This is a genomic window from Mesonia ostreae, from assembly GCF_031845265.1.
Classification (GTDB): domain Bacteria; phylum Bacteroidota; class Bacteroidia; order Flavobacteriales; family Flavobacteriaceae; genus Mesonia; species Mesonia ostreae.
Genome location: NZ_JAVRBG010000003.1, coordinates 206,769 through 220,342, shown reverse-complemented (window position 1 = coordinate 220,342; position 13,574 = coordinate 206,769). Strand labels below are relative to the sequence as shown.

The window sequence follows — 13,574 nt, the reverse complement described above, 5'->3', positions numbered from 1 at the left end:
CAGAAATTATGGTAATAGCGCAAGTTTCAAAAATAAATACCAAAGAAAAGAAATATATTTTTTATAGATTACGAAGTTATTAACTCTATCCCTCAATTTTTAAAAGCAGGAGAAAAATTTAACTAAGAAACTACTTTTAAACCTATTATACTTATGATTAAGGTCGTGATGAAAAATACTCTCCAAAATGTAGCCGGTTCCTGAAAGTAAAAAATTCCCAGCAATACGGTGCCTACAGCGCCTATACCTGTCCAAACTGCGTACGCAGTTCCTATGGGAAGATGTTGTGTGCTTTTTACCAATAAGACCATGCTTAGCGTAAGACAAATTATAAAGGAGCCGTACCACATCAAGGAAGTGTTTCCCGTGAGCTCTTTTGCTTTTCCCAAAGAGAAGGCGAAACCTACTTCAAATAATCCTGCAATAATCAATAAAATCCAGTTCACGACTAATCTTGTTTTTCTTTCTTTAACTTTTCTTGTAACATCTTAATCTCATCTCTAAGTTGCGCTGCAGTCATAAAATCTAATTCTTTTGCTGCTTTTTCCATTTCTTTACGCACTTTACGAATACGATCCTCTAATTGATTTTCTGTAAAATAAGTTACTTCCTCTTCGGCGGCTTTTAAACTAGATGCTTTTTCAAACTTATAGGGTTCTACCTTTTTACCACTCAGCGCGCTATCTAAAGATTTGTTAAGTGCAGTTGGGGTAATGTTGTTTTTCGTATTGTAATCAATCTGTTTTGTTCTTCTATATTCGGTTTCATCTATGGTTTTTTGCATACTGTTGGTAATTTTATCAGCATACATTATTGCTCTTCCTTCCAAATGCCTTGCAGCTCTACCAATAGTTTGCGTTAAAGAACGTCCGCTTCTTAAAAAGCCTTCTTTATCGGCATCTAGAATAGCAACCAAGGATACTTCTGGCAAATCTAAGCCTTCCCGCAATAAGTTAACACCAACCAATACATCAAAAATACCTTTTCGTAAATCGTGCATAATCTCTACTCTTTCTAAAGTGTCGATATCGCTATGTATGTAGCGGCAACGAATGTCAATTCTACTTAAATATTTTGTAAGTTCTTCTGCCATTCTCTTGGTTAAAGTAGTGACAAGGATACGTTGATCTTTTTCTACACGTATTTGAATTTCTTCAATTAAATCATCAATTTGATTAAGGCTAGGGCGCACTTCAATAATAGGATCTAACAATCCAGTGGGTCTAATTATCTGTTCTACATAAACGCCATCGGTTTTTTGAAGTTCATAATCTGCAGGCGTGGCACTTACATAGATCACTTGGTTTTGTAGCGCTTCAAACTCTTCAGATTTTAATGGGCGGTTGTCCATCGCAGCGGGTAATCTAAAGCCATACTCCACTAAATTCTCTTTCCGACTACGATCTCCACCGTACATAGCTCCTACCTGCGGAATAGTCACGTGACTTTCATCGACAACCATTAAAAAATCGTCTGGAAAATAATCTAATAAACAGAATGGGCGTGTTCCTGGTAATCTTCCATCCAAATATCTCGAATAGTTTTCAATCCCCGAGCAATATCCCAACTCCCGAATCATTTCTAAGTCAAAGTTAGTGCGTTCTTCCAAACGTTTTGCTTCCAAAGGTTTTCCCACTTCCTGAAAAAAGTTGACCTGCTTTCCTAAATCCAAACTAATTTGGTCAATGGCACCATTCAAGACATCTGGTGAAGTCACAAACATATTCGCAGGATAAATGTTTAAACGATCGTATTTTTCAAGAATTTCATTGGTTTTTACATCAAAGGCTTCAATTTCTTCGATTTCATCACCAAAAAAATGAATTCTAAAAGCATCATCAGCGTAACTAGGAAAAATATCTATGGTATCACCTTTAATTCTAAAATTACCGTGTTGAAACTCCGCTTCGGTTCTCGCATATAAGCTTTGTACCAAACGATGCAATAACTTGGTTCTTGAAATTTCTTGGTCTTTTTGAATAGAAATCACATTCTTTTTAAATTCAACTGGATTTCCAATACCATATAAACAACTTACCGAAGCCACAACAATAACATCTCGTCTTCCAGAGAGTAGAGAAGAAGTGGTGCTTAAACGCAGCTTTTCAATCTCCTCGTTGATGGATAAATCTTTTTCTATATAGGTTCCAGAAGAAGGTATAAAAGCTTCCGGTTGATAATAATCATAATAGGAAACAAAATATTCCACTGCATTATCAGGAAAGAAAGCTTTAAACTCAGAATATAATTGAGCTGCTAAGGTCTTGTTATGTGCCAAAACTAGGGTGGGACGTTCTACTTTCTCGATAACATTGGCCACGGTAAAAGTTTTTCCAGAACCGGTAACGCCAAGTAAAGTTTGGTAGCGTTCGTTGCTATTGATTCCCTCTGCCAATTTTTTTATTGCTTGAGGTTGATCTCCCGTAGGTTTATAATCAGATTTTAAATTGAATTTCATGTCGCAAATTTAATCCCTCATAGAGGGTTTACTTTTCCAAGATTCGTCAGTGCCTTTCGGCCAGATTTACCTCGAATTTTTTTTTATATTTTCGATTTATATCCTACAGATTTATTCTGAAGATATCGATTTCCGCTTGACGGAACTATTTAGTTAACTTATAAAAGATAAATTTACTTAAAACCTATCGCTTTAAAGTGAAATGTGATTTAAAATTAGAGCCATCTAAAAGTTCTATTCTAAACCAATATTCGTTTGAGGGCAGGTTTTTCCCATTATTGGAACCATCCCAAGAATCGTAAGGAGAAAGAACCTGAAGCATTTTGCCAAAACGATCAAAAATCACGATTCTTTTGATGTGTCGGTTATTTCTATCGGTTCCTAACAATCTCCACCTATCGTTTGCTCCATCTTGATTGGGCGTAAAAAATTTCATATAACCAATTACATATATCTCCTTAAAACTAATTCCGCAGCCATTTTCATCTTTTACATAAATGGTATGTTTTCCAGAATTTACTTCAAAAATGGGATTGCTAGTATACGGCCCAACACTACTATTCACGGCATAGGTGTAATCTCCAATTCCCGCAGCAATAATTTCTAATTGATACTCTCCAAAATCTCCAAGGAGATTATGAGAGATAATCGCCTTTTCTGATGCGGTTACGCTAATACTATTTGTTACAGAACATGAATACGTAAATCCGTTTATTTGAGTTTCTTGAGTGATGCTCACCTCGTAAGTTCCGTCTTCCGAAACTGTAATTTCTGGCGTGGTTGCTCCGTTGTCCCATAAAAAGCTATAATTACTAAGATTTCCAATAACTCCAGAATTTATTTCTACGGAATTGTTTTCACCACAAAATGAAAAAGAAATATTTTCTTCCAATGGCGGAGCGGGAACCTGATCTAAAATAACCTCCACAATTCCTTCGCAGCCTAACGGAGTTTCTGCTCTGGCATAAATAGATTTTGGAAGTTCGGTTTTTAAAATTTCTATACTCGTATCTATAGGATTTTCTTGGGTAATGGCATCATCCGCAGTAGCGAAAAAATCAGCATAAATCGTATTTATTTCAACTTCATTTTCTAATAAAGGAATGGCATTGTTTAAATTGAAAATAATCGATTCTCCCACCGCACATTCCACAAAACGAACCGCATTGTAATTTTCAGAAGGCGTAGACAAAGTGATTTCTATAATTTTAAAACAGCCACGTTGCGTTTCTATCCTAGCATAAATAATTTGATTAGGGCTCGTATTTTCAAAAGCGGAAGGATTGGGAATAGGATCGGTTTCATTTTCGGCGGCATCTTGTGAGAAATAATAACCTGCAAGAGCATACAACGGATTGTTGTTGGTAAAGGTGTTATTATTGCTACTCAAATTAAAAATAGTGAGTCCATCACTATCGTCATCACACTCACTAATGGTTCTATTTCCCATATTAGAGAAATCGGCAAAAGCGACTATAATTTCATCTTCTGCAGTACAGCCATTTCCATAATCCAAAATTACTTTATAAGTCCCAGCCGCATCTACCGTATAACTGGTCACATTTTGACCTTGGGTAAGAATGGTTTCGTTTCCATTAGTGTCTACTTCTAGCCAAGTATAATCTTGAGGTGTATTTCCGTTATCGGAAAGCTGTAGCGTGTAGGTTTCGCCTTCACAAAGTGCATTTTCTCCTGTAATGTCATTGCCCAAGTCTGCGCCAATATTAAAACTTCCGCCTTCTAAAAATACGGCAGAATCGTAGCGGTAATTTTGCTCGTCAGCAATAATAAGTTTGATATGATAGGTAGTATTTTGCACTACGGAAGCTGTGGCAGTTAGAGCTTTGGTTTGGCCGTTAAAATTAATAGGAACAGTAGTGTCGTTAAAAGATTCAAAATATTCTTCATTTTCAGCATCACAAGAACCCGGAATTTCAGGGTGAACCGTAGTAACTTGTACGGGAATATTTGTGCCAGGAACCACGGCAATATTCGTATAAGTACCACCTTGAGGCTTAATTAAAAATGCAAAAACATCTGAATAAATACATGTGTTAGCATCTCCTTCTTGATATTCTTCGGAAGCAAAAATGTATCTGAATTGCACCAAATTCGCATTGGGAGTAAAATCAAATTCTAAAACCGTTGCATTGGTGGTATTGGATACGCCCAAAATATCTTCTAAATCTTGATCACCTCCCCATCCCGGCGCATCATCATCACTTAAACTAGTATTTGGGCCTGGGACGTTAGAAATTTTACCCGTACTCATGACAATTCCGTTATCGAAAGGGAAATTGCTATTGTTGTTTTCAAAATAGCCAAAACTACTATCGTTACTACCAAAATTACCAGAAACGGTATTGGTTACAGTGACATTCTCAATACAACCGCTATTAATAAGAATGTCTTCTACAAGTTCTTGCGGTGAAAAATCGTAATTTACCGTAATATACTGCCCATGAGCACTAATGCAAATGAGACCTATAACAAAGAAAAAGAAATGCTTCAATATTCCATATTTGGGAATGCAAAAATACGCACTAAAGTTGATTTACTGTAGGTTATAAAAGTTTTTTAATATATAACTAATGTTTTTTAACAGCTGTTTATCGGTTTAAATACACCCAGCCTTTATAAGGTCCAAACTCAGGATCTTTCAAGTCTAAAATATAAAAGTAAGTGCCTGTTGGAAGGTCTTTTCCTACATTATTTAAACCTTTATTGCTGGTGCCGTCCCAAGCTTCAACCATATTATTTCCTTTATAAATTAAGTTCCCATACCGATTGAAGATTTGAAGTTGAAACTTTTCAAAAATATCGTACAGTCCGGTTATAAAAAACGTATCATTAATACCGTCACCGTTGGGAGAGAAGCCTTCAGGGATAAAAGGTTCGCAATGCTGAGTAGAAATATCGAAAAAGTAAATATGAGAGCAAATATCTGGTAGATTACTATCTACTCTAACAAATATTCTTTGCGGATTTTCAGTATTTTGATATGAAAACGGAGCGTTAATAGGATTTTCAAAGCTGTTAGCATCGGCTAAGGAGAGAAAATAGCCTGTAATTTCTTGATCTGAGCTTAAACTGATTTGTTGTGTGACTTCGCTCAAATCAAAATCATTCGCATCAAAACCCGTATCACATTTTAAGTCTCCTTTTATTTCTGTAACGGGTATTTCCTTAACGGAAAGTTGAAAGGAAACAATATCCTTACAAGATTCGTAATTAGAATTATAGATCACCGCATATATCGTTTGCGGATTGTTGGTGTTCTGGTAATTATTAGAGTTAGAAATAGGATTGCTGTCAGTTTCCGCATCGGCTTGCGTTAAGTAATAATCAATACTTACATTTTGTTGATTGTTACCAATTAAGCTTGTATTTTCGGTTAAGTCAAAAAAGGAAATACCATCCATTTCTCCTTCATCGCAACTAAAAAGATCATCTGGAAATCCTGCAATTGGAGTTTGGTAAATCCTCAAAAAGAAAGAAGCTATGGCAAAACAATCAGGATCGGTGGAAGATTGAATTTTAATAAAAATTTCCTGTGGATTATCTGTGTTTTCAAAGTTGTCTGGATTGGTTATAGGATCGATATCATCTTCGGCGTTGGCAAAACTAGTGTAATAGGTTGCTGTAGCATTCTGTTGATTCCCAATAGCTAAATTGGTATTTTCTGAAAAATCAAAAATTTCTACGCCGTCGTTACTCGCATCATCGCAAACCTCTAGATCTAGTGGCGGAGAAGCGATAAAAACATTTCCTAAATTGATAGCTAGAGAAGTGGTATTATTACTTGGATCTATTTCTGAAATAATTGTATTTTCTTGAGTATCTAAGTTTACTTTGACTTCAAGAGTAAAACTATTAGAAATAGAGCTGGGAATGTTTAAATTAAGTTGAAAACTTTCCGAAGCACCTACGGCCAAATCATTGGGTGTAAAAACTTCTTCGAGAAGTTGATCATCAGCAAAAAAAGTAACCAAGGTTCCACTGGGCAAAATATCGGTACCACTAAAATTGTCTATGGTGTACTCTACACTAATTTCTCTTGAATTACACGCGGTAACTATAGCATCAATAGTAACCGCAGGATCTGGCAACGTGCTATTAAAAACGGTCACTACGCTGTTCACCATCACATAATCTGCAAAGGAAGTGAGTTCTATTGTAGCCGATGTATCGCCAATATTTATAAAATTTTCTACTTCATACACATCCAGATCCATATTATACAAATCTGTTGCTCCTGTAAAACTATTGGTGCCGTTAAATGCATTATGAGGAGGATTAAGAGCATTGCTTAGCACATTTCCATTAAGTTTTAGTTGTTCTCCTTCGGCAAGTGAAGCGTCGCCTTCCCAAGCTAGAAATCCTATTTTTGCACCTTGGGTATCGATGACATTTAAATTATCCAATTGAAATTCTAAAATATTGTTTTGAAAAGTTCCTACCAGCTCAAAACCGTCATAGAGATTTACTTGATTGGAAGGAAGCGTTAGATCTTCATAAACAATGAGGATGCTCCAGCCGCCATAATTAACACCACCATTGCAATGAAGCGGATTGATAAAGCTGAGCAAATCTAAATCGGATATAGTGTATGCTCCATTTCCTTCACTTTGCACAAGTGAAGTAATATCTGCAAAAGCAGCAAAAAAATCTAAATTATTCACCAATAAGCTAAACTCTCTTTGCGAGCTCACAGGTTGGTTGTTGACTAAAATTTCGAAATCTCCTGTCCCAGAACCCGCCCAATATAAATATGCAGCCTCTACCTGTTGACCTGGATCTAGAGAGAGAATGGCAGATGAGGAGGTCAATATATCACAATTTTCTGCATTCTCATTTTCTTCTAGATTGAGGGTATTTCCTATAGCGGTATAATCGAAATTACCATTAAATTGAGTGTAGAGTTCCATCTCTTGACTCCAAATAGAACTTGTAAAAGTGAGTAAAAATAGCAGAGGTAATAGTTTTCTCATAAGGAAGAAATTTCATCTTTCTAAAGGTAAGCATATTTTTTTATACCAATTTTAATGCATAATTTCCTAGTACAATACTATATGTTTAGCTTTGTAGTAACTACCTAATAAGGGACAACGAGCCTGTTAAAACTCTGCCATCTTCTAGAACCACCTTATACCAATAATCGTTAGAGGGCATTTCTTTGCCATTATAGCGCCCATCCCAACCTCTGGAAGCTCCATTGAGACTAACGAGTAGCTTTCCAAAACGATCAAAAACATAGATTTTCGCAGTGGTTAAATTGCGTTCGTATTTCCCTAAAACTTTCCAGCGATCATTAAAACCATCTTCGTTTGGAGTAAAAAATTTCATCACACCTTGCACACCAATCGTTTTTTTACTAATTCCGCAGCCGTTAAGATCTTTGACAAACACATCATACACACCCGGACTTAAATTTTCAAAATAGGGCTCCGATTGATATAGCCCAACACTGCTATTTAAAGCATATTGATACTCTCCAACAGCGTCTTCATTTATACTAATTTGAATACTATTGTTTTCTGAAAAGTCATTTACTTCCAACTCAAAGCTTGCTTTATTGGAGGGAACAATGGTCATACTTATGGTTTGGCTGCATCCAAATTGATTGGTGACCGTAAGCGTATGCGTCGTTATTTCATTGGTTTCGATACTTTCGGTAGTTTCTCCGGAAGGATTCCAGAGATAGGTGTAATTTTGAGTTACTTCGGAAGGAATACCACTGTCCAAGGTGATTTTTCTAGGTAAATCTTCTAAACAATAGATGATTTCGGGAAGATCTTCGCCTAAAGGAATATAATCGAAGATTTCTAAGTGAATTTCTACAATATCATGGCAACCCATAGAAGTTTCTAGTCGTAAATAAATCGTTTGATAGAAAGGAATCGTATTTTCAAAAGTGTCCTGATTTCCTATAGGATTCTGTTTTAAAATGGCATCTTCTTGAGAGCTGTAAAAAATTCCGTTAAGGTTGGAATTACTATCTATCACATTCTCTTTAATTTCTAAAAGATCAAATGTTTCTATCCCTGTATCACTGGTTGCACATACACTTTTGGTAATTTCTATATCTTGGATTACAACGACATCTAAGCTTATTAGTGCTTTATTAGAACAACCGGTTTCGTTATCTAAGACTTTTACATACAAAGTCTGCGGTAGGCTTGCACTTTGGTAATTGGTAAGATCATTGATATTGTTGACCCCATTTTCGACATCCTCTAAAGTCTCATAAAAACTAGCTTCTAAGGTAGCGGAGGTTTCAAGGTTTGGGTTGATATCCGTATAAAGATCTTCTAAGTTAAATGATGACGAGGTGGTAGAATTTGTGGAGCAATTAAAATAGTTTACCTCATTAGCAACAGGCTTGTCATTATACGTCACATTTGCAATTCCTTTAAAAGGACATTCACCATTATTTGGCTCTATTTCTAATTTATATGTATGAGAATAAGGCAATGTTGTATTAGTATCAAAATTAACATCCAAACTATTGCTGGTTTCGCCTACAAGAATTTCTCCGTTTTTATACCAAGTATAGGTAGAGCCAGGTAAATCATCATAAAATAAGGTATAATCTTCTTGCGGACAAAGTTTTAACTCGGTCACAATTTCATCGTCATCGCCATTAATGATATTGATGGTGTTTAAGAAAAAAGATTGAATAAAAGGTGGAAGACCAAAGGTAGCCGAGTTTCCGTTGAGGTTAATAGCTCCGTTTGATGTAGATTCAGAATAATTTACATTAGCAGCATCAGCTTCAGGATTATTGATAACCGCCAAAATACTACTTCCTAAATTGGTTTTGTAAATTTTTCCGTTGGGAGCCAATTGTAAAGCGGTTGCGGCAATTCCGCTAGCTCCTAAAATAGGTTGAATGCTGTTAGGAATATTTGCACTCTCCAAATCCCATTGGTATAAAGTTAAGTTCTCCAACTTTGTAGTGGTAGCATAAGCTTTTTGAGTATTTATAGAAAACTCAACGCCGTAAGCATTTACATTTTCTATTAAAGGAATGTTATTAGAAATATCTCCTGTATTTGGATTAAAATCTGTTAAATAAACTCCGCCATCCTCTACATCTCCATTACCTACTTGATTGTAGGTTCTTGTATTGTGAGCAATGAGTATTTTTTCGCCATTAGGAGAAGCTTTCATATATCCCAAAGCACTTCTTCTATAGGAAGAAAGAGGTAGGGTAGGACCTACTTGAGAAATAACAGGATTTGTATTTACGCCTGTCGCATCAATTTTAAACGCGTAAAATGAATCGATAAAATGAGTAATTACCCAAATCGAGTTGCAATCACTTCCTTTTACGGCTGTAATCTTTTCTGAACATTTATATTTAATTTCTTCGGAATTGTTAGGATTATAGGTTATTAGAGGCATATTTTTTTCCGTGGAAACAATATCTCCTAAACCTCCATTAAGTGTCATATCGACGAGTGAATAGTTGAGACCATTATTGTAACCATCATCGTCTTGCGGAATGGAACCATTGATATCTGTATATAAGGAAATAGGATTTCCATTGGCATCTGCTGGACCTTGATCTGGGTAAGCATTGGCATTTTCGTGATGAGGTTCGTCTACCGTAAAGACATAATATAAATCATCATTTGTAGGGTGGGGAACGATAAGTCCGCTAGAGGTACTCGAAGGATCTCCTAATAAACCAGTGCCTCCAAAATAGTCGGCATTGTCCATAATTTGATGGTTCCTATTCCAAACCGTTCGGCCATCGGTATAAAGAAGAAGTTGTGCGTTTTCATCAGAAATAGAGGAACAACCTTCATTGGTACTTAATTCCCCATCATTTACCGTAGAAGGCGGACTCGTATTGAAATTTACTCCTGATTTGTTTCCAAAATACCAATTGTTTGCTTCTCCTTGAGCATAAATCCCAGTAGATAAAAGTGTAAAAAAGAAGCATAACAGTTTATTCATGGGATGAATTTCTTCAAAAATAGCGATTTTATGAGTAGACTTTAGTTAAATAATAAAAAAACACCTTGAATACTAAATTTCTAAAGAGCTTATTATTCAAGTTGTTTTTGTTCATATTTCTGATTTTAATTCCTTGTTATCCGTTAGGAACCGAGACATTTTTTAATCTCAAATCTCAAATCTCAAATCTCACCTCTAATAACTATAAATCTCTCTTTTTAAGAATCGCAAGTGATCCCCAAACAAATATTGCCGTCCATGCCAAAACGATTAGAATTTGATACCAATGAACTGCGTGATCAAACCCGATATCGGTTTGAAGTTGCGTCGCTGCGGATTTGATGACGTTTAATCTAGTAAGCGGTTGCTTTACTAAGTTAGACATTGATTCTAATGGGAGAAATTGTGTGATGTATTCCGTTTTTGCGGCGTCGTTAATGATAAGAAACCTTAAAACTCCAACAACTACACTTTCTACAATCCACCAAACGAATAAGAATCCGAGGGCGAAAGCAGAACGTTTTACCAACACACCTAAAAACATACAAAACGTGAAGAAGCCTAATAGCTTGACGAAATAAGCCAGCAAGTATTCTAAATCTGAAAATATAATTCCTATTTCGGTATAATCCGAAAAGATTAAACCTAAAATTAATGAAACAATAAAGATAAATACGGTAGAGATAAAAGCAAAACTCACTACGGTATAGAACTTAGAGAGAATAAATTCTTTTTTGCTCAGGCCGTCAATCAAGTTTTGTTTCAGCGTTCTATTGCTGTATTCGTTAGAAATAAGAGAGACAATTACAATTGCCAAAAATATCTTGAGTAAGGCTGCACAATAGGTGTTAAAGTGCCAAATGTATGGGAAATTAAAAATCCCTTGGTCGGCGATATGAATTTCTGCTCCAAATAAATTAAACCGAATAGAGGCTATTAATGCTATGAATGTAAACAAACCAAAGTATATAATAGATAATACTTTAGCCGATTTGCTGTATCTTAATTTTTCAAATTCTATAGTAAGTAATCGTAACATTTAGGCGCTTTTTTGGTTGGTTAATTTTAAAAATTGTTGCTCTAAGCTTTCTTTCCTCTTTACCAAATGAGTAAGGATGATGTCTTTTTGAATGAGCATTCTGTTCAATTCTTCTGTTGCAGCAGGTTTAGATAAAATTGCGGTGAGGTATTCTTCTTCGGGATTTTTCTTTACGGAATCAAATAAGCCACTTTCTATTAAAGCGTTTTGCAATTTATCCATATCACTGCTTTTAAGCTCAAAATAACCGTGATTTGCATTTAATTGATCTACAGGACCCGAATATAATTTCACTCCTTTTCTAATGATGATCACATAATTACATACTTTCTCTACTTCGTCTAATAAGTGAGAAGCCAAGAGAATAGTCGTTCCTGTGGAAGCAATCTTTTTAATGATTTGTCTTATTTGATGAATCCCTTGAGGATCTAATCCATTGGTAGGTTCATCCAAAATAAGTATTTCTGGGTCGTTGAGTAGGGCAGAGGCAATAGCTAAACGCTGCTTCATTCCCAAAGAAAAACTTTGAAACTTGCTATCTCTACGATCTAATAAGCCAACCACTTCAAGTTTTTCGTCAATCTTAACTTTAGGTACATTTTTAATTTTACATACCAAATTTAAGTTTTGGGCAGCTGTCATATACGGGTAAAAGTTTGGACTTTCTATAATTGCACCTACTTTTTTTAGGGCCTCGTGAGTGGAATCACTTCCGTCAAACCAATGAAAATCTCCGCTGGTTTTGTTAACTACGTTTAGGACCATTCCTAAGGTTGTCGATTTTCCACTTCCGTTAGGGCCTAAGATTCCGTAGACGTTTCCTTTCTCAATGGTAAAGGATAAGTCCTTAACCGCAGTGATAGGACCAAATTTTTTCGTAATGTTGTTAAGCGTAAGAATTGTTTTCAAAATAAGTTCAATTTACAAGTAGGACGGCTAAGTTAACGTTTTGTTACAGTGAAATTACGCTAGAGAATATTATTTTTGAAAAAACCGAAAGTTAATGGATGAGAAGTTGATGTCAAAAAAAAAGCCGAGTTTCCCTATCAACGAGAAGCTTAGCAAGTATTTGATTAAACATAATCGCAATACGAAGATTCCTGTTTTCTATGAAGATTTGTTAAGGTTTTCGGGCTCTATTGTGGTGTATGATCAACACGATGAGGACACACTTTGGGTGCGTTGTTATTATCCAGATCACGAACGTACGGAAATAGACAACAGTCTAAAACGCGTTTATACCATTTTACATTCAGATGGTAGCGATGATTCTTTTGAGTTTTTAAATGTAGATGCGATTGATTATTGTACGTTCGGAAACTCGAAACCCTTTCGAATTAAAGTTCGAAACATCCTCAATGATAGTTTTACCTACTTCTACGTAAAAAAAGCAGATGCTTCTAGAATTTATGGTTTGGAGTTTGAGCATATTCTTTCTCCGCATCGTATCAACTTCCTTATTTACAAAGACACCCTTATTGAAGAACACATTGCTGGGATTCCTGGAGATGTCTTTATTGAAGAAAAATTGCAAGAATGCGATGAACGCGAAAAAACTCAGATTGCCAAACAGTTTGTAAAATTTAATGAGCGTTGTACGTTGCGTCTATTGGGAGATATGCGTTCGTACAATTATGTGGTCATTCCAACACACGATTTTGACCATGTAGCCTATCAAATACGTGCTATAGATTTTGATCAGCAGTGTTATGAAGGGAAATTAAAAGTGTACCGACCTCAATTCTTTAAAGAGAATTACGATATGGTGATGTTGGTAGCCAATAAACTGGAGCAGAGTTCTATCGAACAATACCGAAGAGAAGAACGCTCTCAAGTTGCAAAGAGACTCATTACCTCTCAAAAAAGATATAAGGAGTTGATTCGTTGTATGATACAAGATTCTATTTCTACCGAAAAAAATGTGAAAAGACTTAAAAATGATCTGGTAGAATTTTCTAAAGACGTTAAATTTAGACGCGCAAAAACTATGGGACATATCTTAAAAACCGCCCTAGATTTTGTAAAACGAAATTACGTAGATACCAATACCAAAGAGGGAATGGAATATTAAGTACCTAACCTGAGTTCGATCTAATTCTAGAAAAGTTCAAA

At 35.7% G+C, this 13,574-nt stretch carries 8 protein-coding genes; 1 reads left to right on the top strand and 7 read right to left on the bottom strand.

All coding sequences use genetic code 11. The annotated features are described in order from the left end of the window. Positions 1–122 precede the first annotated feature (122 nt). The 7 genes from RLT85_RS04540 to RLT85_RS04510 all read right to left on the bottom strand — a co-directional run bounded on the left by RLT85_RS04540 (position 123) and on the right by RLT85_RS04510 (position 12,371). Complete coding sequence (locus RLT85_RS04540; protein WP_311400845.1) at positions 123–446, bottom strand: DMT family transporter; 324 nt, start codon at positions 444–446, stop codon at positions 123–125. A 2-nt stretch (positions 447–448) separates the two neighbouring features. Then, positions 449–2,458 (bottom strand): excinuclease ABC subunit UvrB, encoded by a 2,010-nt coding sequence (uvrB, locus tag RLT85_RS04535; RefSeq protein WP_311400844.1) that lies wholly within the window; start codon positions 2,456–2,458, stop codon positions 449–451. Between the two features lie 184 nt (positions 2,459–2,642). Beyond that, entirely contained in the window at positions 2,643–4,970 is a 2,328-nt protein-coding gene (locus tag RLT85_RS04530) for a choice-of-anchor L domain-containing protein (RefSeq protein WP_311400843.1), read from the bottom strand. 97 nt (positions 4,971–5,067) lie between these two features. Further along, positions 5,068–7,449 (bottom strand): FIDD domain-containing protein, encoded by a 2,382-nt coding sequence (locus RLT85_RS04525; RefSeq protein WP_311400842.1) that lies wholly within the window; start codon positions 7,447–7,449, stop codon positions 5,068–5,070. Positions 7,450–7,549: 100 nt separating this feature from the next. Further along, positions 7,550–10,423 carry a T9SS type B sorting domain-containing protein gene (locus RLT85_RS04520; RefSeq protein WP_311400841.1) on the bottom strand — a complete coding sequence of 958 codons (2,874 nt, stop codon included), beginning with the start codon at positions 10,421–10,423 and terminating at the stop codon, positions 7,550–7,552. Between the two features lie 202 nt (positions 10,424–10,625). Next, a complete protein-coding gene (locus RLT85_RS04515; RefSeq protein WP_311400840.1) occupies positions 10,626–11,462 on the bottom strand; it encodes an ABC transporter permease in 837 nt (278 codons plus the stop codon). Then, positions 11,463–12,371: an ABC transporter ATP-binding protein gene (locus tag RLT85_RS04510; RefSeq protein WP_311400839.1), complete on the bottom strand. Its 909-nt coding sequence runs from the start codon at positions 12,369–12,371 to the stop codon at positions 11,463–11,465. It abuts the gene before it with no gap. Between the two features lie 94 nt (positions 12,372–12,465). Here RLT85_RS04510 and RLT85_RS04505 point away from each other — a divergent pair, with 94 nt between their 5' ends. Continuing rightward, positions 12,466–13,533: a hypothetical protein gene (locus tag RLT85_RS04505; protein ID WP_311400838.1), complete on the top strand. Its 1,068-nt coding sequence runs from the start codon at positions 12,466–12,468 to the stop codon at positions 13,531–13,533. Positions 13,534–13,574: the final 41 nt, after the last annotated feature.